26 protein-coding genes are annotated in these 25,581 nt (G+C 66.5%); 15 read left to right on the forward strand and 11 right to left on the reverse strand.

Annotated elements, in window-relative coordinates; genetic code table 11:
* Positions 1-11: 11 nt before the first annotated feature.
* Genes ACX3PH_RS05090 through ACX3PH_RS05100 form a run of 3 tightly spaced genes read right to left on the reverse strand, consistent with a single transcriptional unit; the run spans position 12 to position 2,670 of the window.
* Positions 12-986 carry a Gfo/Idh/MocA family protein gene (locus ACX3PH_RS05090; RefSeq protein WP_459090077.1) on the reverse strand — a complete coding sequence of 325 codons (975 nt, stop codon included), beginning with the start codon at positions 984-986 and terminating at the stop codon, positions 12-14.
* Positions 986-2,062 (reverse strand): DegT/DnrJ/EryC1/StrS family aminotransferase, encoded by a 1,077-nt coding sequence (locus ACX3PH_RS05095; protein WP_459090079.1) that lies wholly within the window; start codon positions 2,060-2,062, stop codon positions 986-988. Before ACX3PH_RS05095 ends, ACX3PH_RS05090 begins: the two co-directional genes overlap by 1 nt.
* Positions 2,059-2,670, reverse strand: coding sequence for an acyltransferase (locus ACX3PH_RS05100; RefSeq protein WP_459090081.1), 612 nt, complete (start codon positions 2,668-2,670; stop codon positions 2,059-2,061). The genes ACX3PH_RS05095 and ACX3PH_RS05100 overlap by 4 nt, the downstream gene beginning before the upstream one ends.
* A gap of 103 nt (positions 2,671-2,773) precedes the next feature.
* Here ACX3PH_RS05100 and ACX3PH_RS05105 point away from each other — a divergent pair, with 103 nt between their 5' ends.
* A complete protein-coding gene (locus ACX3PH_RS05105; protein ID WP_459090083.1) occupies positions 2,774-4,003 on the forward strand; it encodes a lipopolysaccharide biosynthesis protein in 1,230 nt (409 codons plus the stop codon).
* Here ACX3PH_RS05105 and ACX3PH_RS05110 read toward each other — a convergent pair.
* The gene (locus ACX3PH_RS05110) at positions 4,000-5,292 is read right to left on the reverse strand and encodes an O-antigen ligase family protein (protein WP_459090085.1); all 1,293 of its coding nucleotides are present in this window, start codon (positions 5,290-5,292) and stop codon (positions 4,000-4,002) included. The two genes, ACX3PH_RS05105 and ACX3PH_RS05110, sit on opposite strands and share 4 nt — an antisense overlap.
* Positions 5,293-5,381: 89 nt before the next feature.
* Between ACX3PH_RS05110 and ACX3PH_RS05115 the strand changes: the two genes are divergently transcribed.
* Genes ACX3PH_RS05115 through ACX3PH_RS05130 form a run of 4 tightly spaced genes read left to right on the forward strand, consistent with a single transcriptional unit; the run spans position 5,382 to position 8,424 of the window.
* Positions 5,382-6,362 carry a GDP-mannose 4,6-dehydratase gene (locus tag ACX3PH_RS05115; RefSeq protein WP_459090087.1) on the forward strand — a complete coding sequence of 327 codons (981 nt, stop codon included), beginning with the start codon at positions 5,382-5,384 and terminating at the stop codon, positions 6,360-6,362.
* A 4-nt stretch (positions 6,363-6,366) separates the two neighbouring features.
* A complete protein-coding gene (locus ACX3PH_RS05120) occupies positions 6,367-7,326 on the forward strand; it encodes a GDP-mannose 4,6-dehydratase (protein WP_459090089.1) in 960 nt (319 codons plus the stop codon).
* A gap of 40 nt (positions 7,327-7,366) precedes the next feature.
* Positions 7,367-7,957, forward strand: coding sequence for a hypothetical protein (locus ACX3PH_RS05125; protein ID WP_459090091.1), 591 nt, complete (start codon positions 7,367-7,369; stop codon positions 7,955-7,957).
* On the forward strand, positions 7,954-8,424 hold the full coding sequence (locus ACX3PH_RS05130; protein WP_459090093.1) for a HEPN domain-containing protein: 471 nt from the start codon (positions 7,954-7,956) through the stop codon (positions 8,422-8,424). Before ACX3PH_RS05125 ends, ACX3PH_RS05130 begins: the two co-directional genes overlap by 4 nt.
* A gap of 43 nt (positions 8,425-8,467) precedes the next feature.
* Here the strand turns inward: ACX3PH_RS05130 and ACX3PH_RS05135 are convergent, their stop codons facing one another.
* From ACX3PH_RS05135 to ACX3PH_RS05150, 4 genes are all read right to left on the reverse strand, one after another.
* Positions 8,468-8,809 (reverse strand): ribbon-helix-helix protein, CopG family, encoded by a 342-nt coding sequence (locus tag ACX3PH_RS05135; protein ID WP_459090095.1) that lies wholly within the window; start codon positions 8,807-8,809, stop codon positions 8,468-8,470.
* Positions 8,802-9,080, reverse strand: a complete 279-nt coding sequence (locus ACX3PH_RS05140) for a hypothetical protein (RefSeq protein WP_459090097.1) — start codon at positions 9,078-9,080, stop codon at positions 8,802-8,804. Before ACX3PH_RS05140 ends, ACX3PH_RS05135 begins: the two co-directional genes overlap by 8 nt.
* A 144-nt stretch (positions 9,081-9,224) precedes the next feature.
* Complete coding sequence (locus ACX3PH_RS05145; protein WP_459090099.1) at positions 9,225-10,028, reverse strand: hypothetical protein; 804 nt, start codon at positions 10,026-10,028, stop codon at positions 9,225-9,227.
* A gap of 105 nt (positions 10,029-10,133) precedes the next feature.
* Positions 10,134-11,474 carry an O-antigen ligase family protein gene (locus tag ACX3PH_RS05150; RefSeq protein ID WP_459090101.1) on the reverse strand — a complete coding sequence of 447 codons (1,341 nt, stop codon included), beginning with the start codon at positions 11,472-11,474 and terminating at the stop codon, positions 10,134-10,136.
* A 226-nt stretch (positions 11,475-11,700) separates the two neighbouring features.
* Between ACX3PH_RS05150 and manA the strand changes: the two genes are divergently transcribed.
* Positions 11,701-12,846 carry a mannose-6-phosphate isomerase, class I gene (manA, locus tag ACX3PH_RS05155; RefSeq protein WP_459090103.1) on the forward strand — a complete coding sequence of 382 codons (1,146 nt, stop codon included), beginning with the start codon at positions 11,701-11,703 and terminating at the stop codon, positions 12,844-12,846.
* 10 nt (positions 12,847-12,856) lie between these two features.
* On the opposite strand, the gene ACX3PH_RS05160 is transcribed toward manA, so the two are convergent.
* Positions 12,857-13,336: a MarR family winged helix-turn-helix transcriptional regulator gene (locus tag ACX3PH_RS05160; RefSeq protein ID WP_459090105.1), complete on the reverse strand. Its 480-nt coding sequence runs from the start codon at positions 13,334-13,336 to the stop codon at positions 12,857-12,859.
* A 121-nt stretch (positions 13,337-13,457) separates the two neighbouring features.
* Here ACX3PH_RS05160 and ACX3PH_RS05165 point away from each other — a divergent pair, with 121 nt between their 5' ends.
* Together ACX3PH_RS05165 and ACX3PH_RS05170 are read left to right on the forward strand one after the other, a co-directional pair.
* Positions 13,458-14,045, forward strand: coding sequence for an NADPH-dependent FMN reductase (locus ACX3PH_RS05165; RefSeq protein WP_459090107.1), 588 nt, complete (start codon positions 13,458-13,460; stop codon positions 14,043-14,045).
* Between the two features lie 263 nt (positions 14,046-14,308).
* Positions 14,309-15,274 (forward strand): hypothetical protein, encoded by a 966-nt coding sequence (locus tag ACX3PH_RS05170; protein ID WP_459090109.1) that lies wholly within the window; start codon positions 14,309-14,311, stop codon positions 15,272-15,274.
* A 66-nt stretch (positions 15,275-15,340) separates the two neighbouring features.
* Here ACX3PH_RS05170 and ACX3PH_RS05175 read toward each other — a convergent pair whose 3' ends face one another.
* Positions 15,341-16,294, reverse strand: coding sequence for a GlxA family transcriptional regulator (locus tag ACX3PH_RS05175; RefSeq protein ID WP_459090112.1), 954 nt, complete (start codon positions 16,292-16,294; stop codon positions 15,341-15,343).
* An 83-nt stretch (positions 16,295-16,377) separates the two neighbouring features.
* Between ACX3PH_RS05175 and ACX3PH_RS05180 the strand changes: the two genes are divergently transcribed.
* From ACX3PH_RS05180 to ACX3PH_RS05195, 4 genes are all read left to right on the forward strand, one after another.
* Positions 16,378-16,506: a hypothetical protein gene (locus ACX3PH_RS05180; RefSeq protein WP_459090114.1), complete on the forward strand. Its 129-nt coding sequence runs from the start codon at positions 16,378-16,380 to the stop codon at positions 16,504-16,506.
* Between the two features lie 244 nt (positions 16,507-16,750).
* Positions 16,751-17,080, forward strand: a complete 330-nt coding sequence (locus ACX3PH_RS05185) for a WhiB family transcriptional regulator (RefSeq protein WP_459090116.1) — start codon at positions 16,751-16,753, stop codon at positions 17,078-17,080.
* A gap of 203 nt (positions 17,081-17,283) precedes the next feature.
* Complete coding sequence (locus ACX3PH_RS05190) at positions 17,284-20,136, forward strand: glycosyltransferase family 2 protein (protein ID WP_459090118.1); 2,853 nt, start codon at positions 17,284-17,286, stop codon at positions 20,134-20,136.
* Positions 20,129-21,658 (forward strand): DUF5719 family protein, encoded by a 1,530-nt coding sequence (locus ACX3PH_RS05195; RefSeq protein WP_459090120.1) that lies wholly within the window; start codon positions 20,129-20,131, stop codon positions 21,656-21,658. Before ACX3PH_RS05190 ends, ACX3PH_RS05195 begins: the two co-directional genes overlap by 8 nt.
* Before the next feature lie 3 nt (positions 21,659-21,661).
* On the opposite strand, the gene ACX3PH_RS05200 is transcribed toward ACX3PH_RS05195, so the two are convergent.
* A complete protein-coding gene (locus ACX3PH_RS05200; protein WP_459090122.1) occupies positions 21,662-22,093 on the reverse strand; it encodes a metallopeptidase family protein in 432 nt (143 codons plus the stop codon).
* A 102-nt stretch (positions 22,094-22,195) separates the two neighbouring features.
* Between ACX3PH_RS05200 and ACX3PH_RS05205 the strand changes: the two genes are divergently transcribed.
* The 3 genes from ACX3PH_RS05205 (at position 22,196) to ahcY (ending at position 25,469) form a co-directional block, all read left to right on the forward strand.
* Entirely contained in the window at positions 22,196-22,417 is a 222-nt protein-coding gene (locus ACX3PH_RS05205; RefSeq protein ID WP_459090124.1) for a DUF3499 family protein, read from the forward strand.
* 21 nt (positions 22,418-22,438) lie between these two features.
* Complete coding sequence (locus ACX3PH_RS05210) at positions 22,439-23,866, forward strand: phosphomannomutase/phosphoglucomutase (RefSeq protein WP_459090126.1); 1,428 nt, start codon at positions 22,439-22,441, stop codon at positions 23,864-23,866.
* Positions 23,867-24,017: 151 nt separating this feature from the next.
* The gene (ahcY, locus tag ACX3PH_RS05215) at positions 24,018-25,469 is read left to right on the forward strand and encodes an adenosylhomocysteinase (protein ID WP_459090128.1); all 1,452 of its coding nucleotides are present in this window, start codon (positions 24,018-24,020) and stop codon (positions 25,467-25,469) included.
* Positions 25,470-25,581: the final 112 nt, after the last annotated feature.

Here is a 25,581-nt window from a genome sequence, read left to right on the forward strand (position 1 = left end):
CAGCTTGGCGCTTATAGTCGTCGGGTGATCCCGTCTGCGACCATGCTCTCGGCGATCTCGACGACCCGTGTGCCCTCGTTGAGAGTCACGATGCCGGTCGCCTTTCCAGCGAGAACCGAGTCGCGGAACGCTTCGTGCTCGGCGAGCAGCGGCTCCTTGCGCTCGAGCGCGAACCGGGTCATGTCGCCTTCAGAAACCCCGCGGAATGCGGCCGCCTGATCCCACGAGACCTGGATGCGTCCGTTCTGGAAGTACGTGAGGTCAGCGGTGAGGGTGTCGGCAACCAGCACGCCTTTCTCACCGGAGATGATGGTGATGCGCTCTTTGAATGGGGTGAGCCAGTTCACGGTATGCGAGGTGATGGTGCCGCCCGAGAGCGTGCCTACCGCGACGACCATGTCCTCGTGCGGCCGACCGCTGCGGTGGGCGGTACGCGCGTTCACCGAGATGTACTCTTGCTGGGCTACCCACGCAGTGAGGTCGATGTCGTGCGAGGCGAGGTCCTTGATGACTCCGACATCCGCGATCCGGCCGGGGAATGGCCCCTGCCTGCGAGTCGCGATCTGGTAGATCTCGCCGATGAAGCCATCTTCGATCCGCTGGCGCGCAGCCTGCAGGGCTGGGTTGTAACGCTCGATGTGGCCCACGCCGCCGATGAGGCCCTGAGCCTCGAAGAGGTCGCGCAGCGTCGCTGCGTCTTCGGCTGTGGAGGCGACAGGTTTTTCGATGAGGGTGTGCACTCCTGCTTGCGCAAGCCGCATCCCCATATCCAGGTGGAACGCTGTGGGGGTCGCAACGATGGCATAGTCGATGCCGCGCTCGAGCAATGCATCCAGGTCGTGAAACACGGGGCAGTCGTGGATCTGGTCGGGGGCACTCTCCGCCGGATCGAAGACACCGACGAATTCGACGCCCGCAAGGCCGGAGAGCACTCGAGCATGGTTGCGACCCATGACACCGAGACCGAGGAGGCCCGCTCTCAACATCAGGCGCCTGCCTTGGCGACAGCATTCACAGCTTCCACGATGGTTTCGAGTTCACCGTCGCTGAGTGACGGGTAAACGGGCAACGAGAGAACTTCTTTCGTTGCCGTCTCGGTGACCGGAAGGTCGAGCTCGAGCTGGAAAGACGGCAAGCGGTGAATGGGTGTCGGGTAGTAAGAACCACTACCCACTCCACGCTTGGTGAGTTCAGCGGCGAAGGCGTCGCGATCATGATCGACTACCCGCACCGTGTACTGGTGGTAGACGTGAACGGCGCCTGGAGCGGTCGGCGGTGTCACGACTCCCGTGATGTGCTCGTTGAGGAATGCAGCGTTAGCCTGACGCTTCGCGGTCCATCCCGCGAGCTTTCCGAGCTGCACCCGCCCAATAGCCGCGTGGATGTCCGTCATGCGCATGTTGAAGCCGACAACTTCATTCTCGTAGCGGCGTTCCATGCCCTGATTGCGCAGCATTCGTGCAACGCGTTCCAGTTCCTCAGAGGACGTGGTGATCATTCCGCCCTCGCCCGACATCATGTTCTTGGTGGGGTAGAAGGAAAACGACCCGGCCACACCCCACGCGCCGACCGGGATTCCGTCGACGGATGCTGCATGAGCCTGTGCGGCGTCCTCATAGATCTGCAGACCGTGCTTGTCGGCGATCGCTTTCAGCGCCACGAGGTTGGACGGGTGACCGTAGAGGTGCACGGGCATGATCGCCTTTGTGCGGGGAGTGATGGCTGCTTCAACGGCAGCCGGGTCGATCGAGAAGTAGTCGCTCTCGATGTCGACGAACACGGGAGTCGCTCCGGTAAGGGCGACCGCATTTGCGGTCGCGGCGAAGCTGAATGAGGGAACAATCACCTCGTCGCCGGGGCCGACTCCGCCCGCGAGGAATGCCAGGTGAAGCGCCGAGGTACCAGAGTTCACCGCGATGGATCGACGGCCGTCCACAATGGATGCGAACTCGTTTTCGAATGCAGCAACCTCGGGGCCCTGCGCGAGCATTCCGGATCGGAGTACCCGATCGACGGCAACGCGCTCGTCTTCGCCGATCTCAGGACGGGCTGCTGGAATCATTCTTTTTCCACCTCAACTAGGGCGTCAGGCGCCACTTCTCGGTACAGGGAGCCCGTGATTGGGCACTCCCACAAGTCATCTTCACGTTGGGACAGCGGATGGCCGGCGGTGCCGACCCACCCGACACGTCGCGCGGGGCTACCCACCACGAGGGCAAAGTCTGGCACATCCTTCACAACGACCGATCCAGAGCCGACCAGCGCCCACCGTCCGATGGTCACCGGCGCAACGCACGTAGCGCTGGCACCGATCGACGCACCTTCCAGGATGTTCACGCCAACCGGTTGCCAGTCATCCGCCGATTTCGGCGTGCCGTCTGCATTGATGGCGCGAGGAAAGTGGTCGTTCGTGAGTACCACGGCGGGGCCGATGAAAACGCCGCGGCCCAGGCGGGCTGGCTCGTAGACCAGCGCGTAGTTCTGGATCTTGCAATTCTCGCCAACCTCGACGCCGGTGCCGACGTAAGCGCCGCGGCCGATAACGCAGTTCTCGCCGATGCTCGCGCCCTCTCGCACCTGGGCGTAGTGCCAAACTTTCGCGCCGGATGAGATCTGCGCGTCGGGTGCCACATCCGCGGTGTCGTGAACGTAACCAGCATTCGCGGACATGAGGACTCCTTGAAGATCAGGCGAGGGGACAGTACCCCATATTAGTCGCCGAAGGCGGATCGGCTTTCGGCAGTGCGCCAAGACCAACCCATACACTGGCACGGTGAATGACGAGACACGTGCGCCGAGCCTCGTCCGGCGCATTGTGGCGTTTGCTGGCCTCCCGTTCCTGTCCCTCGTCACGCCGTTCCTCTTCCTCCCGATTCTTGCGCGCGTTGCGGGTGCGGATGCCTGGCTGGCGATCGCGATCGGGCAATCGGTGGGGGCATTCCTCGCGCTTGTCATCGCGCTCGGCTACAACACGGTCGGGCCCACGATGGTTGCGCTCGCAGCTCCGGACGAACGTCCGACGGTTCTTCGTCGCAGCATCCTTGCCCGCGCCATACTCTTCGTCCCCTGCGCCGTCATCGCGGTGGCCATTGCCGTGCTGATCGCACCGCAGGGGCACCGCATTGAAGCGGGCGCCATGAGTCTTGCGATGGCCCTCACCGGCCTCTCCTCCGCCTGGTACATGATCGGCCTGGGGCGGGCCGGACTGATCGTGTTCTACGAGATCCTTCCGAGAATCATTGCTACTGCTCTTGCCGCAGTCGTGCTGCTCCTGTGGGGCGAGGTGATCTGGTATCCGCTGCTGCTGATCGCCGCAGCCCTGGGAAGCGTCGCGTGGTACCTGTTGCGCACCGTGGGCCTGACGTCGCTGTTGGAGCGCCGGCCGGGGGAGATCCGCGCCGTCATCGCGTACAACCGTTCCGCCATGGCGACCGAACTCGTCGGGGGTGCCTACAACTCTCTCGCCGTCACCTTCGTGAGTCTCACGGCTTCAGCCCCGCAGGCCGCAAGCTATGTCTCAGGCGACAAGCTCTACCGCATCGGCCAATACTCCACCTCTGCGCTCGGGAACGCCCTGCAGGGGTGGGTGGTGGAAGACGAACGCAGTCAATTCGCTGAGCGGGCGCGACGCGCGCTGCTCCTGCACGCCGTGCTGGGGGTATTCGGCTTTGCCGCATTCGCCCTCATTGGCCCGTGGCTCTCCGGTGCATTGTTCGGCCAGACCGTGGCGATGGACCAGGCAACTGCCATCGGGCTCGGCGTTGCCACTCTCGGGATTTCGATGGGGACGGCGTTGGGGAGGATCATCCTCATCGGCCTCGGTGCGCGACGCGAATTCCTGACCTGCGTCATCATCGGTGCCAGCATTGGCGTGCCAGCGATCCTCATTCTCGCCGCAAACTTCGGCGCCGCAGGCGGCGCGTGGGGACTAGCCCTCGGCGAGTTCTCCTCCGTCACAGCTCAACTCGTCTATGTAGTGCGCCGGGGGGGAAGAAACGGTTAGAGGGGATCGGGCTCGAGCGGCCGCTGGAACGCCAACCGCCAACTCAGGTTCTGCGAAGCCTTCACGCAGCAGATGACGAACGTGAGCCAGGCGAACTCGATCAGGATGCTGCTCTCGGCGAGCGACACCGTGACCAGAGCGGCGAGAACGACAGCCGGCCACGTGAAAATCACACTGCGCTGTCGCACCGCGAGAAGCCAGGAGCGCACGAAAGCCAGACCGATCAACAGTACGAACGCGGCGACTCCGATGATGCCGAGTTGAAGCCACACGTCCAGGTACGCGTTCACCGCGGATGTGCTCGGCCGTGCGGGGCTTGGACCCAACAGCGAGAACGGCGGAATGGTGGTGTTCCACTGGCCGACCCAACCCCACCCTTCCACCGAGTGGAGGGGCACGATTGACCAAATCTGCTGCCACAGGTGTAGGCGGTAATTCAGCTCGCCCCCCGCGTTGAGGGACTCGATGATGGGGCTACGCAGAATCCAGACGATGAGCGCCCCCATCGCTGCGACTCCCAGCGCGACAAACTGCCACACCCGCCGACGCGCCTGGGGCAGCCGACGGATTCCGTACAGCACCAACATGGCAGCCGCAGCCACAGCGGCCGTCCCCCAGGCAATCGGCGACTTCGTGAGAGCCAGGGTAATGACGGCCAACGAGATTGAGCCGATCGCCAACGACGCATTCACGGATCGGGTGCGCCACTCGATCGCGAAGCTGATCCCAGCCACGACGGTGAGAAACCCCAGCTCGTTGCGGTTCCCGAGCAGGCCGGAAATCGGACCGCCCTTGTCCAGGTTGCCGGCTATGCCCAGGAAGCGAATGGGGGTGTCCACGAGGAGTCCGGAGAACACCTCGAGCACGATGGACGCGACCAGGAGGAAGCGCAACACGTCGCCGAAACTCCGGATGATCTGGATCGTGTCCCGTACCAGCGCGACGTACAACCCCAGCCCGGTGAAGCCGACCAAATACGCGACGCCGCCGACGGTTGCCCACTGGTATTGGCTCCAGAAGACGGATGCCGCGGCCCAGCCGACGAAGAGCAGCAGCGAAATGGGCACCAGGCCGGTCCAATCGATGGCGCTGCGTCGCGCAAACAGTGAGCCCGCGCAGAGCGCGATCAGGGCTCCCAGCATTCCGATCAGCCCGGCCCAGCCGATCGTGTTGTGCAGCGCCCAGGCGAACACTCCGAGACCGATCGCCGCAGTCGACAAAGCCGAAGCCAAACGCGCCGAGCCGAAAAACGCCAGCAGTGCGGCTTGGGCGGGGGAGGGGCTCGACATGGTGCGATCAAAGCTACCGTCTGGGCGGTGCGTTTGTCGGCAATAGAGTGGGAGCGCATCCGCCGCACCCGACGTCAGGAACTCGACAAATGAAACGCGCCCTCATCACCGGCATCACCGGTCAGGACGGCCTGTACCTGGGCGAACTGCTCACAGCCAAGGGCTACCAGGTGTTCGGCCTGGTGCGGGGGCAGAACAACCCGAAGCTGTCACTGGTGCGCGAAGCGCTACCCCACGCCACCCTCCTGTTCGGTGACCTCACCGACCTTTCCAGCCTCATCCGCGCCGTCAGCATCGCCCGGCCGGACGAGGTCTACAACCTGGGCGCCGTCTCCTTCGTCGCCTACTCGTGGGAGAACGCCGCACTCACCACGGACGTGACGGCCAAGGGCGCGCTCAACATGCTCGAAGCCATCCGCCTGTATGAAGGACCCAATTGCGGCACGGTGCGGTTCTACCAGGCGTCCAGCTCCGAGATGTTCGGCAAGGCGCAAGAGACGCCGCAACGAGAAACCACCCTGCTCTGGCCAAGGTCACCGTACGGAGTCGCTAAGGCGTTCGCCCACCACATGACCATCAACTACCGCGAGTCGTACGGGATGCACGCGTCATCCGGGATGCTCTTCAACCACGAGTCGCCCAGGCGCGGCCCCGAGTTCGTCACCCGCAAAGTGTCGCAGGCGGTCGCCCGCATCGCACACGGAAAACAGGCGACCATCACGCTGGGCAACCTCGACGCCAGCCGCGACTGGGGATACGCCGGCGACTACGTCGAGGCGATGTGGCTCATGCTGCAGCAGGACGAAGCCGACGACTACGTGATCGCCACCGGAATCACCCACACGCTGCGAACCCTGCTCGACCTCGCATTCGCCCGGATCGAGATCGACGACTGGAGCAGTCACGTCGACCAGGACGAACGCTACATGCGGCCGGCCGAAGTCGACGTGCTGATCGGCGACGCCAGCAAGGCCAAACGGCAGCTGGGCTGGGAGCCGACGGTCGACTTCGCCGAACTGGTTCACATGATGGTGGATGCTGACCTCGCCACCGAAGCCAAGGCGACCTGAGCGGATGCCCACCGCGCTGATCACCGGCACTGCGCTCATCACTGGCATCACGGGCCAGGACGGCCGGTATCTGAGCCGCGACCTGGTCGAGCGCGGCTACCAGGTGCACGGCACCGTGCGGCCCGGCAACGAAGCCACCATCGACGGCGTTGAGTTGCACGCCTGCGACGTGCGCGACTCTGACCGCCTGCGGAGCCTTGTACTCGACCTGCGCCCGGGTGAGGTGTACAGCCTGGCCGGGCAGACATCCGTCGCCGCCTCCTGGAACGACCCTGTCGGGACCCTGGCCAGTACTGGAACCCCCGTCGCCGTGCTGTTGGATGCCGCCTGGCAGCTGCGGGAGAGCGGAATGAGCGTGCGGGTTGTTCAGGCGTCCAGCGCGGAGATCTTCGGCAATGCCGCCAGCAGTCCCCAGAGCGAGGCGACCCCCGTTGCGCCGGTGTCGCCATACGGGGCGGCAAAAGCGCTCGGCCACTTCCTGGTCCGCAGCTATCGGGCGCGGGGGCTGCACGCTTCGTCCGTCATCCTCTACAACCACGAATCACCGCTGAGGCCAGACAGCTTCGTCACGCGGAAGATCACCCGCGGCGTCGCCCGCATCGCCCGCGGCCTGGACGACACGCTCATCCTCGGCACGCTCGATGTGCGTCGCGACTGGGGATGGGCCCCCGACTACGTGGACGCCATGCGGCTCGCCGCAGCCCACGAGTCAGCTGACGACTACGTCATCGGCACCGGGGTATCGCATACCGTCGGCGAGTTCGTTCAGGAGGCGTTCGGCGCCGCCGGAATCGCCGATTGGGAGCGGCACGTGCGACTGGACCCCGCCTTCGCCCGGCCAGCCGACCCCACACTCCAGGTCGCCGACAGCGGCAAGGCCCACCGTATACTCGGGTGGGAGCCGACCGTCGGATTCAGTGACGTGGTACAGCGGATGGTCGAGGCCGACCTGGCGCTGTTGTAAGCATTTCAATTCACATAAGATGATGATATCGTCACGTTATATGAAGACCCCGGCCCCGACACTATCTCCGTTACTACGCTCCAACGCCCAGGGCGACCTGCTCGCGGTGTTGTTCCTCAACCCGGAAGATGAGTTCAGCCTGTCCGACCTTGTGCGTCGGGTTGGAGCGCTGCCGGCAACCGTGCACCGTGAGGTCCAGCGGCTTGTCGACTCCGGCATCCTGACGGATCGCATGGTCGGGCGGTCCCGAATGGTGCGGGTGAACGCAGCGCATCTCCTCCACGAGCCACTGCGTGAGTTGCTTTTGCTCACGTACGGCCCAAAGGTCTACCTGGAGGCAGCGGTCGCCGCGCTTTCGGACGTTGAGCAGGCATACGTCTACGGGTCGTGGGCCGCGCGGTACCGCGGTGAAAGCGGTCCAGCCCCTCGCGACGTCGATGTGTTGATCGTCGGTACGACACCCAGGGACGCCTTGAACTCAATGGCACGCGAGGCCGAACTCGCCCTCCACAGGGAAGTCAACGTGACTCGTATCTCGCCTGAAGAATGGCAGCGAGCAGAAACGCCATTGGTCGCTACCCTCAAGTCCAGACCCCTTGTGACCATCGAGCAGAGGACCAATGACGCGTGATCGCACGTTGGGAGCAAGGCCGTGCAGACATCGATGAACTGCTGGCGCGCCAGAGCCTGGACCGGGTGACCGCGAGCCGAGAGCTGGCAGACGCAATGCTGGGGCAAGCGGAACTCCACCTCGACTCAGCGAGGCTGCTCAGTACCACGGATGCGCCCGGCTCGTTCCAGCTCGCTTACGACGCGGCGAGAAAATCGCTCGCGGCGATCCTGGCAAACCAGGGGCTTCGTGCAAAAGGTGCCGGCGCTCACGCAACGTTGTATCAGGCGGCTCGTGCTCAGCTTCATCCTCCGCTCGGCCCGGCTATCGACTCCTTCGACTGGATGCGGCGGTTGCGAAACGCCACCGAGTACCCCGATCTAGACAAACCGATCGCCAATCTCGCTGACGTTGAAGAGGCCATTCCGGCAGCGCAGAAAATTGTCGAGACCGCCCGCAGGGTGCTCGATCAAATGCCGGTCTACTAGCGAACGCCGAGGCCGCCGTCGTGTCAGCCCGACGTATACGCCGCTATGCGCCGATCTTGTTCTTTTGGAGAAGGAGATGGATGCCCTCGCGGACAAGGTCACTGCGACTGCGACCGGTTTGCTTCCGAAGTTCCTCGAGCGCATCGAACTCTGCGGGCATGATGCGCCCTCGCACTTCCGGAGAGGCGCCCGTGGCCTGCCCGACGCGAGGCCTACCGCGGCGCATTGCACGCTTGACGGCAGCTTCGCTTCCGTAAGCCTCCACAAGGAAAGATCGCCCCGCTGCGGCGGCAGCTTCCCCGCGTAGCGGCGATCCCGACCCGACGAGAGGGGTCTCTTGGTCGGTCAATCGGGCAGCGTACTGCTCGTAGCTCTCGTTAGTCATCTGAATGCTCCTCTCGGTAGCGCTTGAGCTTCGGTCCCAGGGCCATCACATGGAAGACCACAGCCTCTCGGCCGTCGTCGAATTGTTCCACTAGGACCTCCAGCTCCCGGGAAGTCTGACCGTGCTCCGGTCCGATATAGAGCACTACTCGGCCGCCGCGAAAACCCGAATCTTCAATAGTGTCGACGAAGGTGGCGTTGGCAATCGCGTAGACCACGTCCGACTTGGGAATGCCCCGCTTTAGTGCTGAGTCTTCCCACTTGGGTGGCATGGATTCATCATAGCAAGGCCCGCTGCAATAATGTAGCTACAAATTGTAGCTGAATAAGTTTGTCTGGTTCATTAGGCTGTCGCGAAGGCAGAGCATCCGCCCGTCAAAGCCAGCCGCGTATCGAAGCCAGACTGGGTTAACCGGTCAATGACATTCGCCCATAAATCCCAGGTAACACACCGCGACGTGGGTGCGGGCAGGCTCCTTCACCACTTGGATGCGGCGAGTTTCATCCGTCACTTGAAGCTTCTCGTGCCCCGGGGTCGCGACAACGAAGCCGGCACCTCCTTGCTTTTGCATGTCTTGAATGTCGCGAAGTGTTGCCTCACACACATTGAGCAGTTGGTAGTCACGCTGCAAATGAATTGGTAAATCCGTCGACAGATCAGAACGTACACACGCGAACTGGTATTCAGAGACCACCGCGTCGATGCATTCATGCCATGGCTGATCGATGTAACAGGCTTTGATACCGGAGTAGTCGACGTCAACCTTGCCCGTGGGCTCCCGCACGAACTCGAATGTGGCCTCTGAGTCAACTTTCGTCCAGTGACTTGCGAATCCGAACGACGGCGAACTCGGCAAATCCCGATCTGCGGCAACGGAGTGGGACTGTACAAACATGAACCCAGCGGCCATGAACCCGACCACGATTAGCCATGGCCAAATGCGGTGGCGCCAGGTCGCCCAACTCGTCCCTTTGGACCACATGAATATTGCGGCGGCAACAGAAACTAACCCACCAGTGGACCAACGCCAGTCGAAATACTGTGCTGTCCCGAGCGCCAACGCGGTTATCACCTGAACGATCGTTGAGGTCGCACCCACTGCTACGAACGCGGCGGCAGCGGAGGTCCAGCCCGCGAGAGAGCGTTCGCTACTCTGCGTCACCACCTCTGTGTCAGAAGCCGGCTTAGGCGACTCTTGGGCCTCATCGATCTCGCCCATACCACTCCACCCTCCGACGTTTTGGTCTCGATTGTAGTGCTGAGGATAGCTCGATGGAAACAAAAGGACCGAGACGGCTTTTCGGCCGCCTCGGTCCTTCTTCACTCAATATCCGGCAGTCTTGCGATCCTTTCCGGAATGAGCCTGCCGCGTCTTCACCGCGACGATCACCAGCAGGAACATCCCGTACTCCACCAGCAGCCGGGACTCCGCGACGCTCTGCACGAGCAACGCAACCATGAGCAGCAGGGGGAGGAGCGACAACGCCGTGAACCCAGGACGTGCCGGCACCCCGCGAACGCCGGGAGCGGCATCCGCCGGCACCATGCCAGGCAGCTCGTGCGGCCGTTCCGTCGCCAGGATCCAGGAGCGCACCAGCGCCGTCAGCACCAGCGCACCGAAAACGACCAGGCCCAGGGTGCCCAACTGCAGCCAGACATCCAGCCACGCGTTGTGGGCGTGCAACTGCACGACGCCGGCGCGGGTCACCAGGTCGTCGAACGGTTCAGCCCACGGGGTCCAGAAACTGACCCAGCCCCACCCGGCCACCGGGCGCTGAACGGCCAGCCCGATCACCTTCTCCCAGATCTCGGTGCGACCGGTCAGGTCAGAGTCCTTACCGACCAGCGCCAGCATCCGGTCGGAGAACAAGGCGACGGATGTCACGACGCCGGCCACCACGACCAGCATCCCCGTGTAGACCAGCGCCCTCCTGCCGGTTCGGCGGATCAGCCAGACCGCCGCCAGCACGAACGCCAGAACAGCCAGCGCGACGTAGATGGTGGGGGAGCGGGTGAGGGCGATGGTGGCGACCGCCACCAACAACCAGAACCAGCCGGCCAGCCTGCGCTTGGTGGTCGCCAGCTGGATCCCGAACACGATCACGCCGAGCAGCGCCGCGAACGCGAGCAGGCTCGAGTTGCCGACAATGCCCTGGATCTTGCCGCCCTCCAGCAGCACATCGCGCGACCAGTAGAGCAGCAGGGGAAGCTTGCCGTCCGGGTAGTCCGTCCAGAACGGCAGCAACGGCTCGCGCACGAACAGCGAGACGACCAGCTCGAAAACGATCGACAGCCCCAGGATGATGCGGAGGGCGTTGCCGAGCGCGCGCAGCAACTCTGCCCAGCTGAACAGCACGGCGGCGGCAACAGCGGTGACCACGGTCATCCAGGTGGTGAGAACGCCCAGCGCCGACGAGCCGGGGTAGAACGACCAGGCCAGCGACACCGTCGCCAGGGCGAGGAAAGCCAGCAGCGGGATCGGCAGAGAGCCGACCGACCAGCTGCCCCGGTGGCGCACCAGCAGGGCGATCGACGTGCCAGTCAGCGCGAAGGCGATGACACCGAACCCGTACCAGCTGATCGAGTAACGCCAGGCGTCCCCGGCCAGCAGTGTGAAGGCCGCCAGCGTCACGAAACCGGTGCGGAACGCGGGCCTGTCGAGCATGGGACGAGCATAGCGGCGGGGTGCTTGCCGAAAATGAAGGAGATCTTCCTCCGGGAAAGCGTTTCGGCGCGCAAACGGACGTTCGCGGGTGGATCTCCTTCGTTTTGACGGACACCGGATGCGCCCGGCCCGTCTACTCCCCACGGGCCGCGGTGCTTGATACCGTGTTCAGACCCCCGTCACCCCACTGCCCGCCTCGTCGGAGCTGCGACCTGAGGAGCTCCGGATGTTCGTTGGCATCGAGAACACCCCTCGCGACTACGCGTGGGGTTCCGCGACCGCCATCTCCGGGCTGCTCGGCACGACCCCCTCCGGCGGGCCGGAAGCGGAACTGTGGCTCGGGTCGCACGCCGGCTCCCCGGCGCGCATAATCGACCCGTCGCAGGTCGGCGGAGCCTACGACCTCGCCGAATGGATAGCCGCCGCGCCGTCGGACGCCCTCGGGTCGCATCCGCGGCTACCGTTCCTGCTGAAAGTGCTGGCGGCGGCGTCCCCGCTGTCGTTGCAGGCGCACCCGACCGCCGAGCAGGCCCAGGACGGGTTCGCCCGCGAGAACGCCCTCGGCGTGCGGCTGGACGCCCCCGAGCGCAACTACAAAGACCCGTACCCGAAGCCCGAGATCATCTGCGCGGTCAGCGAGCGGTTCGAGGCGCTGTGCGGGTTCCGGCCGCTCGAGCAGACCGTCCAGCTGCTGAACGCGCTCGGGTTATCCGACCTGGCCGCTCGGATCGAGGCGGAACCGCTCGCCGACGTTTTCGAGTGGCTCGTCACCCGTGGCGACGGTGTCGCCGCGCTCGTCGACCGGGTCACGGCGCTCGCCGGCTCCGGCGGCTCCGCTGCAGTCGAGGCGGCACTGGGCACGGTGCGGATGCTCGCGGCCGAGTACCCGGGCGACCCGGGCATCGTCGTGTCGCTGCTGCTCAACCGGGTCACCCTGCGCCGGGGGGAGGCGCTGTACCTGCCGGCCGGTAACATCCACGCCTACCTGAGCGGGCTGGGCATCGAGCTGATGACCGCGTCCGACAACGTGCTGCGCGGCGGGCTCACCACCAAGCATGTCGACATCGACGAGCTGCTCAACGTGCTCGACTTCACTCCGACCGAGGTGCCATACCTGCGGCCGCTGGTGTCGGACGGCGCGGCGCTGTACCGTCCGGCGGGGCCGGGATTCAAGCTGCTCCATGTGACCGGTGCGACCAGGCAGGCCATCGCCGGCCCGACCATCGTGCTGTGCACGGCCGGGGCGCTCACGGTCACCGGCACGGCATCGTCGGTCTCGCTGGCCCGCGGGGACGCGGTCTACGTCACCCCGGACGAGGCGGAACTGGCTTTCGCGGGGGATGGCGAGGCGTTCCTTGCGACGACCGCGTAGCATCCGCCGCCTATTCGGCGAGGGTCTCGCAGATCGGCGGGTCGATCGCCTTCAGCACCTTCTCGGATGCGCGCGCCAGCACGGCCAATTCGTCCGGGTCGAGCACGTCGAAGAAGAGTGACCGGATCGTGTCGTTGTGGTTGCGCATGGCGCCCAGTGCTGCGCGGCGACCGTCGGGGGTGATGCCGACCCAGGTGCCGCGGAGGTCATCCTCGCACTCGCGGCGCTCAAGTAGTCCGCGCGACTCCATGCGGGTCACCTGGTGCGAGATTCGGCTCTTCTCCCAGCCGATCACCTCGGCAAGGTCACGGCTGCGCAGCTGGTTCTGCGGGGAAGTGAAGATGGCGAGCAGGATCTCGTAGTCGGGACCGGAGATTCCGGCATCCGCCTGCAATTGGTTCTCGAGGGCGCGGTCGAGCTGGCGGCGCATCGTGTAGAACGTGCGCCAGACCTGCCATTCTTCGGCAGTCACTTCTGAAACTGCGGACATGCTGACCATCATAGCAAGTAGTTGACATGTCACCAAGGAGTGATTTATGGTGATGTGTCACCAAAAAACGGTGACGTGTCACCGAAACCGGTGACTTCAGGAACTTCACGAAAGGTACGTCTTGTCAGACCTCAAGATTGGCATCATCGTCGGCAGCACCCGCCCGGGCCGTAACGGCATCCAGGTCGGCAACTGGGTCAAGGACAATGCGACCGCGGAAGGCGTCGAGTTCGAACTCGTCGACCTGCAGGACTTCAAGCTCCCCATGCTCGAGGAGCCCTTCCCCGCCGGCGCCGGCAACTACCTCGGCGACGAAGCGAACGCCTGGGCCACCAAGGTCGCCGAATTCGACGGATTCATCTTCGTCACCGCCGAGTACAACCACTCGGTTCCGGCCGCGCTGAAGAACGCGCTCGACTACGTCAACGCCGAGTGGAACAACAAGGCTGCCGCAATCGTCAGCTACGGATCGATGGGCGGCGTCCGCGCGGGCGAGCACCTGCGCCAGATCTTCGGCGAACTGCAGCTTGCCGACGTGCGCACCCACGTCATGTTCTCGCTGTTCACCGACTTCACCTACGGCGAGAATGGTGAAGCCACCTTCACCCCCGCAGGCATGAAGGTCGGAGAGCTCGAAGGCCAGATCTCGCAGCTCACCGCCTGGGCTCGGGCCCTGCAGCCCCTGCGTGCCGAGGCTCTCGCCGCGTAATACCGCTTTCACCTTCGTCGTGCCCCGCCTCGTGCGGGGCACGACTGCGTTAACTCCGGCTGCGTTGGTGTGCCGGCGGGGTAGCCGAAAACGAAGGAGAATCGTCCGCTCCGGGGCCGTTCCAGCGTGAAAGCGGCGCGTTCGCCGAGGAACTCCTTCATTTTCGGGAGCGGATGCTCGTCCACAGGCGACCCGTTCCGGGCGTATCCCACAGATTCGCCGAACGTCGGCTGGGGTCGCCCGGCGTAGCCGAGCGTGGGGGCATGGACAGCATCGCCTACGCCATCCGCCGCCACGGTCTCTTCCTGCGCCGCCGGGACCTGCTGCGCCTCGGGTACGTCGACCGTCACATCCGCCACGAACTGGGGCAGCGTCGCATTTTCCGCGTGCGGCATGGCTGGTATTCGGTGCCGGATGCACCAGCGCCTGCCGTGCTGGCGGTCAGGGTCGGCGGGCGTTTGACCGGGGTGTCCGCGCTGGAGAGTTACGGATTGCGGGTGCCGAGGCGGCCGGCGCTGCATGTTGCGGTGCCGGTCGGCGCGTGCCGTCTACGCAAACCCGTCGACCGCTACCGGCGGCTCGACCGCCGTGACCCGGTGCGCGTGCACTGGGTCGACCGACGCGTTGCCGGGGAATCTAGCTGGCGGGTGAGCGTCGCCGACGCACTGTTGGTGATACTTGCCGAGGAGAGCCGGGAGATCGCGGTTGCCTGCGCGAGCGCCGTCATGCACCGCGGGTTGCTCACACCCGTGCAGCTCGCCGCCGTGTTCGAGCGCGCCCCAGCACGGGTGGCGGGCTGGCAATGCCAGGTGAGCGACCGCGACGAGTCTCACGGCGAGACCTTTGCGCGCCTGTGGATGACGGATGCCGGCATCCGCTTCCTGCAACAGGTCGAGGCGGATGGCGCCCGGCACGACTTCCGGGTGGGTGAGCACACCTACATCGAGATCGACGGTGGGCAGCACGACCCGGAGTGGACCGGCGACGGCGCGAGTTCCTGGGACAGTGACTTCGACCGCGACACGACGGTGGCGATCGCCGGCGGGGCGACGCACAGGTTCAACTACCGGCAGCTCTACACCGACTGGCCGCGCGTTCTGGAGGCAATCAAGCGTGCCGAAGCAGATGATGCGGTGCTCTCGGCGTATCGTCGGCGGCATCCGTACCGCCCGCGCGTGCACCGAAAACGAAGGAGATCCCCGGCGATAACCGCTGATCCGGCGCCGTAGCGGCACGGAGGCGCCGGACGTCCTTCGTTTTCGGTCAGGCGGGCGGATGCTCGGGCGACGGATGCGTCAGCTGGCGACTCGCGCGCCGAACGCACGCCGGTACGCGGTCGGCGTCGTCTGCAGCACCTTGAGGAAGTGGTGCCGCATCACCGCGGCGGTGCCGAACCCGGCCTCGGAGGCGATCTCCTCGAGGCTGCGACTGGTCTTCTCCAGCGCCTGCTGCGCCCGGAGGATCCGCTGCCGGTTCAGCCACGCCGCCGGGGTCGTCCCGGTGTCGGCACGGAACCGGCGGGCGAACGTGCGCGGCGACATGAGCGCCCGCCGGGCCAACTGGTCGACGGTGAGGTCCTGGTCGAGGTTCTCGACCATCCAGTCGGTGACGCGAGCCAGGGAGTCGATCGAGCACTCGGTGATCGGGTTCTCGATGTACTGCGACTGGCCGCCGTCCCGCTGCGGCGGCACGACCATCCGCCGGGCGATGACGTTGGCGGCGGATGCGCCCAGCTCTTTGCGCACCACGTGCAGTGCGGCGTCGATCCCGGCCGCGGTGCCGGCCCCGGTGACCACGTGGCGGTCTTCGACGAAGAGCACGTCCGGGTCCACGGTCGTCTCGGGGAATTTGGTCGCGAGCTCATCGGTGTGCATCCAGTGAGTGGTGCTGCGGCGACCGGCGAGCACGCCGGCGTAGCCGAGGGCGAACGCGCCGGTGCAGACGCTGAGGATCCACGCCCCGCGGCGTTCGGCGTCGCGGATGACCTGCAGGTAGGCCTCGTCGATGGGGCCGGTGCCGTGGGCGGGAACCGCGATCAGGTCGGCATCCGCTGCGGCCGTCAGGTCGTTGTCGACGTTGATGCTGAAGCCGAGGGAGGTGGGGATGGCGCCGGGCACGGCCGCGCTGATGGTGAAGTCGAACGCGGGGCCGCCGCTGGCGGTGCGGTCGATTCCGAACACCTCGCAGATCACCCCGAATTCGAAGGGGGTGAGCCCGGGGATGGCGAGTAGGGCGATCTTCTTGAGCATTGTGGCGTCCTTGGCAGTAATGAACCGAATTGTGACAATCCTGCCACTAGTGGCTCTTTCTCGCAATACATAGATTAACTGCCATGGAACTGATCATTGTGTTAGTGGTCGCGGCCGCTGTGCCGACGATCGTGGAACTACGACGGGACGGCCTGCACCGTCTCACGCGCCAGGACGACTGGCGCGGCCTCGGCAGTCATCACTTCGGATAACCCAAAAATGAAGGAGATCGAGGCGCTTGGGCGGCGTGTCGGGCACGATGGGCCGCTCAGCCGCGCGATCTCCTTCATTTTGGTGAACCTTGGCCGGAGAGCGACACGCCGGTGGGCGAGTCGTAACCTTCTATGCGGAGTTGAGGCTTTACGATTTACGACTTGACTCGGAGGAACTACAGCGATGTAATTATCCCTAAGCGATACGGGCAAGTCGTTCGCAAGCGTGAGGGGAGATTGTGCTATGGCGCTCAATGAGCACCGGAGTGGAGTCCCAGACGACTGGTTCGTCGACCCCGTCAGGCTAGGCGTACCGGGGGTACGCCGCGTAGTCAACGTCGACGACGATGACGCCGCACTCGCCTGGCAGTCCGACTCGCTGTGCGCACAAACCGACCCGGAAGCATTCTTCCCCGAAAAGGGCGGGTCGACGCGCGATGCCAAGAAGATCTGCGCATCGTGCGAGGTGCGGGTGCAGTGCCTCGAGTACGCACTCGCCAACGACGAGCGCTTCGGCATCTGGGGCGGGCTCTCCGAGCGCGAACGCCGCAAACTCCGCAAGAAGGCCGTCTAATCCGAACGGATGCCCGAGCATCCGCCCTCGTTTCGCCGCGTCGAAAACGAATGCGTCGAAAACGAAGGAGATCTGTCGCCGATCGCGCTGTTCTGGCGTGATCATGCAGACACGGGCGTAATCTCCTTCATTTTCGGTGACCCGGGCTGGGCTCGCCGCGTGTCTGAGAAGCGGGCGGGCCGCGGCCCCGTAGGCTCGAACAAATGCGTCAGGTTGTCACGGTGGTACTCGTCGCCCGAAACGGGGCCGAATATCTCGACCGCACAATCGCCGCACTGAAGGCGCAGACCAGGCAACCGGATGTCTTCATCGCCGTCAGCGCGCGGTCATCCGATAACGGCGCAGACCAGCTTGCGGCCGCCCAGCCCGCCCAGCTGGTGAGTGCGCCGGCGAAGTCGAGCTTCGGCGACGCGATCGCCCTCGGGATGCACGGCGTTCCGCACCCGGACTCCGACAACGAGTGGCTGTGGTTCCTGGCGCACGACAACGCACCGGAACCGCGCGCCCTGCAGCAGCTGCTGGCCGCCGTCGAGATCGCGCCATCCGTCGGCATCGCCGGGCCGAAGCTGATGCGCTGGGACAAACCGGACACCATCGCCGAGTTCGGCGAGTCGATGACCAGGCTCGGCGCGTCCATGCCAATGGTGGAGAACGAACTCGACCAGGCCCAGCACGACGTCTCGGACGACGTGCTCGGGGTGGCCGCGCAGGGCATGCTGGTGCGCCGGTCGCTGTGGTCGAAACTCGGCGGCTTCGACCCCGGGCTGCCCACCGTCGATTCCGGCCTCGACTTTTCGATCCGCGCCAGGCTGGCCGGGTTCCGCGTCGTGCTGGTTCCCGGTGCGCGCGTCGCATCCGCAGGCGGGCCGGAACTGTTCGGCCGCAAGAGCGTGTCGGCGGCGAAACGCACCGCAGCCATCCGCTCGGCCCAGCTGCACCGCCGCCTGGTCTACGCGCCGGGGGCCGCCATGGCGGTGCATTGGCTTTCGCTGGTTCCGCTGGCCGTGCTGCGGTCGCTGGGCGCCCTGCTCGCGAAGCGCCCCGGCGCAATCGCCGGGGAGTTCTCCGCCGCATTCCGGGCCGCCTTCGACGGGGCCGTCGCGGGCGCCCGCCGCAACCTGCACCGCACCCGAACCCTCGGCTGGGGCGCCATCGCGCCGCTCCGCCTGCCGTGGTCGGACGTGCGCGAGCGTCGCGCTCAGGCACGCGAAGAGCAGACCGTCAGCACCGGCCACACCACCGAGCCGAAGATCAGCTTCATCAGCGGGGGCGGCCTGGCCGTGGTCGCGGTCGCTGCGGTTGCCGGCCTCATCGCCTTCGGCCCGCTGCTCGGAGCCAGTGCAGTCAGCGGGGGAGGGCTGCTGCCACTGGACGCAGACATCCGCTCGCTCTGGCCGAAGGTGGGGGTCGGATGGCGCGAGATCGGCACCGGCTTCCTGGATGCCGCAGACCCGTTCACGACTGTGCTGGCTGTTCTCGGCAGCCTCACCTTCTGGGCGCCGTCGCTGAGCATCGTCATCCTCTACTTCGCGGCACTGCCGCTGGCCGCCACGGGCGCCTGGTTCGCCGCCAGGCGGCTGAGCGTGCGCGGCTGGATCCCGGCAATTGCCGCCGTGCTCTGGGCCGTCGCGCCACCGTTCCTGTCGTCGTTGTCGTCGGGCCACCTGGGGTCGGCGATCGCCCACATCCTGTTGCCGTGGCTCGCACTGGCGCTGATCAACGCGTCGCGGTCCTGGCCGGCAGCTGCGGCTGCGGCGCTCCTGATGGCCGCGGTGACGGCATCCGCCCCGGTTCTCGCACCGGTGATCGTGCTCGCCTGGCTGGCGTGGATGGTGGTGCAGCCGCGCGGGTTGCACCGACTCATCCTGATCCCGTTGCCGGCCGCCGCGCTGTTCGCGCCGCTGGTGATCGAGCAGTTCCGCCGCGGCAACCCGCTCGCGCTGCTGGCCGACCCCGGCGTCCCCGCAGACGGCGGAGGGGCATCCGCCTGGCAGCTCGCGTTGGCCAGCACCGACAGCGGGTTCAGCGGCTGGACGCACCTGCTCGACCAGCTCTCCCTGCCGGTCGCCGCCGCGCCCTACGTTGTCGCCGCGCTCCTGGCCGTCCCCGTCGTGCTCGCCCTGATGGCGCTGTTCCTGCCCGGAACCAGGCGCGCGGTGCCCGGGCTGGTGTTCGCCCTGCTCGGACTCCTGGTGGCCGTGGCATCCTCGCGCCTCGAACTCAGCTCCGTCGGCGCGGACACCACCGCGGTGTGGACCGGCTCCGGCCTCAGCCTGTTCTGGCTCGGACTGCTCTGCTGCGTGATCGCGGCGCTGGACGCGCTCGGCCCGGCGTCCCTCACTCTCGGCGCCGTCGCGGTCGCGACCACCGTGCTCCTGGCCGTGCCCCTGCTGATCGCCGGGTATGTCGGTGCGGCGGCGATCGCGCCGAGCTCGAATCGCATCGTGCCTGCTGTCGTCGCGGCCGAGTCGGTGACCAACCCGCAGATCGGCACGCTCATGCTGAAGCCGGCGAGCTCGGACACGGGCGAGGACGACCGGATCTCGGCGACCCTGCACCGCGGCCTCGGCACCACCCTCGACGACCAGTCCACGATCGCGGCCACTAACCAGCAATTGGGTGAAGCGGATGACCGGCTCGCCACACTCGCCGGAAACCTCGCCTCGCGCAGCGGGTACGACCCCACCGCGGACCTGGAGGAGCTGTACATCGGGTTCGTCGTGCTCGAGGCCGCCGACCGCGGCGACAAGTCCCAGGCCGCCGTGCACAAACGCATCACCGTCGCCCTCGACGGCAACGACCGGGTCAGCAGCGTCGGCGAGACCGCCAGCGGACTGCTCTGGCGGGTCGCGACTTCACCGGAAACCGTCCCCGAAGCGCAGCCAGGCAACACAGACACCCCGTTCGGCGTGATCGTTCTCACCGTGCAGGGCGTCATCGTGTTCCTCACCCTCCTCCTCGCCGTGCCGACCGCCCGCCGCAAGCGCCGGGTGCGGGCCAGCGCCAACAGCCTGGAAGGCCCGGCCACGACCTTCGATGAGGAAGACAATGCCTGACCTCCACGACGACGAGCCGGTGCTGGAGGAGACCCAGCCCCAGATCCCACCAGCGCAGGTGCCACCAGCGGATGCTGCTCCCCGGGGAGCCCGCGCACGCGGCATCCTCGTCGTCGGGGCACGCGCCGTCACTGGGCTCATCGGCATCGCAGCCACCGCCGCGACCGTCCTGGCGGCGACCCTGCTGCCGCTGCCGGCTCACCAGGCGACCCCGCCGGCGGCATCCGTCATCCCTGTCGCAGCCCCACAGCAGCGGGTCTGCGCCGGACCGATGCTGCGCCTGGGCGACGACCAGGGCGGAAGCGCCACCGTCGCATCCGCCGTCGGCACGCCCAGCGTTCGGCATCTCGCGACCAACGGCGCCGTCGAGACCAGCAGCATCGGGCAGACGAGCGAGCCGTCCGGACGCTCCGCCACCGTGCTGACCCTCGCGCCGGCGCAGGACAACCCCGATCTCCAGCCGTTGCTCGCCGGCAGCCAGTTGCAGACTGTGGACTCGGCTGGCCTGGCCGGGCTGGTCGCCGCGGAGTGCGTCGAAGCGCGGGCCGAAACCTGGCTGGTCGGCGGCTCCAGCGACACCGGACGCACCTCTCTGCTCACCCTCGCCAACCCGGGCGCGGTCGCCGCCACCGTGAGCATCAGCATCTACTCGGAAGACGGCCTGGTCGAAGCGCCGGGAACCGAAGGCATCGTCGTGCAGCCGAACAGCGAGACCAGCTTCTCGCTCGCCGGGTTCGCGCCGGGACTCGTGTCACCGGTCGTGCGGGTCACCAGCGTCGGCGGAACCGTCGTCGCCCACCTGCAGCAGTCGACCGTGCGCATCCTCGAGCCGGGCGGCGTGGACATGGTCGGGCCAGCGGCCGCGCCATCCACTGACGTGGTCATTCCGGGGATGGTGATCGTCGGCCATGAGGCGCTCGACGCGAAGGTCGGCGCCCCCGACTATCACGACATCACGCCGGTGCTGCGGCTGTTCGTGCCAGGCGACGAGGCGGCATCCGCCACCATCGCGGTGACTCCGGAAGGCGGCGGCGACACCATCAGCGTCGACTTCGACCTGCTGCCCGGCAAGGTCAGCGAGTTCCCGTTCGAGCACTTCGAAGACGGCGGATACACGGTGAGCGTCACCTCCGACGTGCCGCTGGTGGCCGGCGCGCGCGCGTCGACGGTGGGCGAATCCGGGCTGAGCGACTTCGTCTGGCTCGAATCGGCCGAACTCATGCGCGAGCAGGCGCTGGTGAACATCGGGTCTGGAGCTGACGCGGCGCTGCACCTTTCCAACCCCTCGACGACGGATGCCGAAGTCATCATCGCGGTGGACGGCGCCGCCGGGGAAACCACCACCGTGACGGTGCCGGCCGAAGGTGCGATCGCGGTGCCAGTGGACCCGGGCACGGCCTACCGGCTGAGCGGCTTCACGCAGCTCCGGGTCGCCGTCAGCTACACCGGGGACGGGCTGCTCGCAGGCTTCACGGTCTCGCCGACCGGACCGGCTGCCGAGCGGATCACCGTCTACCCGTAGCCGCTAGAAGTGGCGGAAACGCTCCGGGGCCAGCTCCCACGGGTCCTTGCCGAGCAGCTCGGCGACCGCACGGAACACGCAACTCTCGATCATCATCCGGCGGTGCAGTTCGTCGCGGCGGTGCAGGCGCGCCATCCGCTCGATCGGTAGGCGGAACAGGATGATCCGGCGCTGCGGCGGGATCACCAGCCAGCGATCCACCACACCCGTGGTGGTCGGGTCCGGCGGCAGCGCGGCAACCTCGAAGCGAACCCCGGCCAGCTCGTTCGGCCAGAGGTCCTTCAGGTAGCCGGCTGTCGATGCGACCGTCTGGTCGAAGACATCCGTTCGCGTGCGGAGCATCGGCAGGTGCGGGCCGGTGACGGCAGCACGGATGCCGCGGCCGTGGCGGTCACGCCAACCGGGCCGCGTCGACGCGCGTGCAGTTCGAGCCATGCACCCAGTCTACGAGTCCCGGGGCAACGCTCCACGAGTCTCGGGAGGCACGCCCGCCGCCCTACCCCGCCCCGAGCCCGCCGACCCCTAAGCTGAACCCATATGGACGGTCGACCCTGTAGCAAAGTCGCCTGCGTCGCCGACGCGGTGACCACGCTCACCTACGTGTACGCGGATTCGATGGCCGTTCTCGGCCCGCTCAGCCAGAAGGCGGAGCCGCACAGCTACGACCTGTGCGTTCGCCACTCCGAGCGACTGTCGGCGCCGCAAGGGTGGCAGGTCATCCGCCATGTCATGCTCGGCGGCGTGCCCGCCGAAGCCTAGCCACGGCATAGGCTCGATGGCATGAGCGCCACAAGTAATCCGCACGATCTGTCCGCCTTCGTCAAGACGTACGACGTGCGCGGCCTGGTGGGAAGCCAACTGACGGATGAGGTGGTCACCGCCCTGGGCGCCGCTTTCGTTGACGAAGTGCAGGCATCCGGAACCGACGTGGTGATCGGCCACGACATGCGCGACTCGTCGCCCGGATTCGCGTCGGCGTTCGCCGGGGGAGTGCGGGCCAGGGGCGGCAACGTCGTCTCGATCGGGCTGTGCTCCACCGATGAGAACTACTTCGCCTCCGGGCACCTGGACGCGCCGGCCGCCATGTTCACCGCCAGCCACAACCCGGCCACCTACAACGGCATCAAGTTCAGCCGCGCCGGCGCCCGCGGGATCAGCGCGGACACCGGGCTGACCGCCATCCGGGAGCGGGCCGAGAAGTACCTCGCCGAGGGGATCACGCCGGCGGCGACACCCGGCTCGGCGCGTGAGCTTGACGTGCTCGCCGACTACGCCGCGTACCTGCGCGAGTTGGTCGATTTGTCCGGCATCCGCCCGCTTCGCGTGGTCGTGGACGCCGGCAACGGGATGGGCGGTCTCACCGTACCCGCCGTGCTGGGCACCGCGGCCGGGCTGCCGGCGCTGCCGATCGAGGTGATTCCGCTGTACTTCGAACTTGACGGAACCTTCCCCAACCACGAGGCGAACCCGCTCGAGCCGGCCAACCTGGTCGACCTGCAGGCGGCCGTGCTCGCCGAGGGTGCCGACCTCGGACTTGCCTTCGACGGCGACGCCGACCGCTGCTTCGTGATCGACGAACTCGGCCAGCCGGTCACCCCATCCGCTGTCGCCGCGGTGGTGGCGGTGCGGGAGATCGCCCGCGCGCGCGCCCGCGGCGAGGAGGGCGAGCTCTGCGTCATCCACAACCTGATCACATCCCGTTTCGTCGCCGAGGCGATCGAGGAGGCAGGGGCGATCCCGGTGCGCACCAAGGTCGGGCACTCGCTGATCAAGGACGAGATGGCCGCAACCGGCGCGGTGTTCGGCGGGGAGCACTCGGCGCACTACTACTTCCGCGACTTCTGGGGTGCAGACAACGGCATGCTCGCCGCGATGCACCTGCTGGCCGAGCTGGGTGGGCAGCAGCATCCGCTGTCACAGTTCGCGGAGCGCTTCAACCCGTACTTCCAGAGCGGCGAGATCAACTCGACGGTGACGGATGTCGCGGCCGCCTACGCGAGGATCGTCACCGAGTTCGCGTCGAAGGGCGAGTTCGACGAGCTGGACGGGCTGACCGTGAGCAGCACGAACACCTCCCCGGAAGACTTCTGGTGGTTCAACGTGCGTCCGTCCAACACCGAGCCGCTGCTGCGCCTCAACGTGGAGGCCGGCAACCAGGCGCAGCTGGAGAGCATCCGCGACTCGGTGCTGGAGCTCATCCGCCAGTAGCCCGGCGCGCATCCGCCCGGCGCGGAGTCTGGCTCGACGCGTCGAAAACGAAGGAGATGCGGCCGCGGATGGGCCGTTCTGCGCCGAAACGTGCGCTCAGGAGCGGATCTCCTTCATTTTCGGTGGCCCGGTCGGGTGCCAGAATGGGGAGATGCTCTCCACGAAACTTCCGTACAAAGTTGCCGACCTGACGCTCGCCGAAGCGGGCCGCCACCAGTTGCGCCTCGCCGAGAACGAGATGCCCGGGCTGATGGCCCTGCGCGACGAGTTCGGCGCCAGCAAGCCGCTCGCCGGCGCGCGCATCGCCGGCAGCCTGCACATGACCGTGCAGACCGCGGTGCTGATCGAGACCCTCACCGCCCTCGGCGCGCAGGTGCGCTGGGCGAGTTGCAACATCTTCTCCACTCAGGATGAGGCCGCCGCCGCCGTCGCGGTGGGGCCGAACGGCACTCCGGAGAACCCGCAGGGCGTTCCGGTATTCGCCTGGAAGGGCGAGACCCTCGAGGAGTATTGGTGGTGCACCAGCCAGATCTTCGACTGGAGCACGGAGGGCCACAGCGGCCCCAACATGATCCTCGACGACGGAGGCGACGCCACGATCCTGGTGCACAAGGGGCGCGAGTTCGAGCTGGCCGGTGCGGTTCCGGATGCCACGGAGCACGACAGCCACGAATGGACGGTCATCCTGAACACCCTCCGAACCTCGCTGGCCGAGTCGCCCGATCGCTGGACGCGCATCGCCGAGGGCGTGATGGGTGTCACCGAGGAAACCACCACCGGCGTGCACCGGCTCTACGAGCTGTCGAAGGCCGGGGAACTGCAATTCGCCGCCATCAACGTCAATGACTCGGTCACCAAGTCCAAGTTCGACAACAAGTACGGCATCCGCCACTCGCTGCCGGACGGCCTCAACCGGGCGACCGATGTGCTGATCGGCGGCAAAGTAGCGTTCGTCTGCGGGTACGGTGACGTCGGCAAGGGTGCCGCCGAGGCGTTGAACGGCCAGGGCGCCCGCGTCATCGTCAGCGAGGTCGACCCGATCTGCGCCCTGCAGGCCGCGATGGACGGTTTCCAGGTGACCACCCTTGATTCCGTCATCGACCAGGTCGACATCCTGGTCACCGGAACCGGCAACGAGAACGTGGTCACCGTCGACCACCTGCTGGGGATGAAGCACCTCGCCATTGTGGCCAACGTCGGTCACTTCGACAACGAGATCGACATGGCAGGGCTCGCCCGCGTCGAAGGCGCGGAGCGCGTGGAGATCAAACCGCAGGTGCACGAGTGGCGGCTGCCGCACGGCCGCAGCATCCTGGTGCTCAGCGAGGGACGCCTGATGAACCTCGGCAACGCCACCGGGCATCCGTCGTTCGTGATGAGCAACTCGTTCACCAACCAGGTGCTCGCCCAGATCGAGTTGTTCGCCCACGCCGAGAACTACCCCATCGATGTGCACGTGCTGCCGAAGCATCTCGACGAGAAGGTCGCGCGGCTGCACCTGGACGCCCTCGGCGTGAAGCTGACGACGCTGACGGATGCGCAGGCCGCCTACCTGGGGCTCGACCCGGCCGGCCCGTACAAGCCCGACCACTACCGCTACTAGCTCGCACTCGCCGTGTCGATGGGGCCGCGCCTTCACCGCACGGCCGTTTCAGTGCCGCGCGGTAGTTTTTTTTGGGGCGCATGCCACTGGAAAGACCGCGCGACGGCGGAAG

The sequence above is a fragment of the Homoserinimonas sp. A520 genome (assembly GCF_054489245.1).

Bases quoted from the DNA above. Each gene is read 5' to 3' on its own strand.
- ACX3PH_RS05100 (WP_459090081.1), bottom strand. From the start codon at position 2,670: ATGTCCGCGAATGCTGGTTACGTTCACGACACCGCGGATGTGGCACCC.
- ACX3PH_RS05120 (WP_459090089.1), top strand. From the start codon at position 6,367: ATGCCCACCGCGCTGATCACCGGCACTGCGCTCATCACTGGCATCACG.
- ACX3PH_RS05090 (WP_459090077.1), bottom strand. From the start codon at position 986: ATGTTGAGAGCGGGCCTCCTCGGTCTCGGTGTCATGGGTCGCAACCAT.
- ACX3PH_RS05200 (WP_459090122.1), bottom strand. From the start codon at position 22,093: ATGGCTCGAACTGCACGCGCGTCGACGCGGCCCGGTTGGCGTGACCGC.
- ahcY (WP_459090128.1), top strand. From the start codon at position 24,018: ATGCTCTCCACGAAACTTCCGTACAAAGTTGCCGACCTGACGCTCGCC.
- ACX3PH_RS05110 (WP_459090085.1), bottom strand. From the start codon at position 5,292: ATGTCGAGCCCCTCCCCCGCCCAAGCCGCACTGCTGGCGTTTTTCGGC.
- ACX3PH_RS05185 (WP_459090116.1), top strand. From the start codon at position 16,751: ATGGCGCTCAATGAGCACCGGAGTGGAGTCCCAGACGACTGGTTCGTC.
- ACX3PH_RS05175 (WP_459090112.1), bottom strand. From the start codon at position 16,294: ATGCTCAAGAAGATCGCCCTACTCGCCATCCCCGGGCTCACCCCCTTC.
- ACX3PH_RS05160 (WP_459090105.1), bottom strand. From the start codon at position 13,336: ATGTCCGCAGTTTCAGAAGTGACTGCCGAAGAATGGCAGGTCTGGCGC.
- ACX3PH_RS05150 (WP_459090101.1), bottom strand. From the start codon at position 11,474: ATGCTCGACAGGCCCGCGTTCCGCACCGGTTTCGTGACGCTGGCGGCC.
- ACX3PH_RS05145 (WP_459090099.1), bottom strand. From the start codon at position 10,028: ATGGGCGAGATCGATGAGGCCCAAGAGTCGCCTAAGCCGGCTTCTGAC.
- ACX3PH_RS05140 (WP_459090097.1), bottom strand. From the start codon at position 9,080: ATGCCACCCAAGTGGGAAGACTCAGCACTAAAGCGGGGCATTCCCAAG.
- ACX3PH_RS05095 (WP_459090079.1), bottom strand. From the start codon at position 2,062: ATGATTCCAGCAGCCCGTCCTGAGATCGGCGAAGACGAGCGCGTTGCC.
- ACX3PH_RS05190 (WP_459090118.1), top strand. From the start codon at position 17,284: ATGCGTCAGGTTGTCACGGTGGTACTCGTCGCCCGAAACGGGGCCGAA.
- ACX3PH_RS05195 (WP_459090120.1), top strand. From the start codon at position 20,129: ATGCCTGACCTCCACGACGACGAGCCGGTGCTGGAGGAGACCCAGCCC.
- ACX3PH_RS05135 (WP_459090095.1), bottom strand. From the start codon at position 8,809: ATGACTAACGAGAGCTACGAGCAGTACGCTGCCCGATTGACCGACCAA.
- ACX3PH_RS05125 (WP_459090091.1), top strand. From the start codon at position 7,367: ATGAAGACCCCGGCCCCGACACTATCTCCGTTACTACGCTCCAACGCC.
- ACX3PH_RS05205 (WP_459090124.1), top strand. From the start codon at position 22,196: ATGGACGGTCGACCCTGTAGCAAAGTCGCCTGCGTCGCCGACGCGGTG.
- ACX3PH_RS05170 (WP_459090109.1), top strand. From the start codon at position 14,309: ATGGACAGCATCGCCTACGCCATCCGCCGCCACGGTCTCTTCCTGCGC.
- manA (WP_459090103.1), top strand. From the start codon at position 11,701: ATGTTCGTTGGCATCGAGAACACCCCTCGCGACTACGCGTGGGGTTCC.
- ACX3PH_RS05210 (WP_459090126.1), top strand. From the start codon at position 22,439: ATGAGCGCCACAAGTAATCCGCACGATCTGTCCGCCTTCGTCAAGACG.
- ACX3PH_RS05115 (WP_459090087.1), top strand. From the start codon at position 5,382: ATGAAACGCGCCCTCATCACCGGCATCACCGGTCAGGACGGCCTGTAC.
- ACX3PH_RS05180 (WP_459090114.1), top strand. From the start codon at position 16,378: ATGGAACTGATCATTGTGTTAGTGGTCGCGGCCGCTGTGCCGACGATC.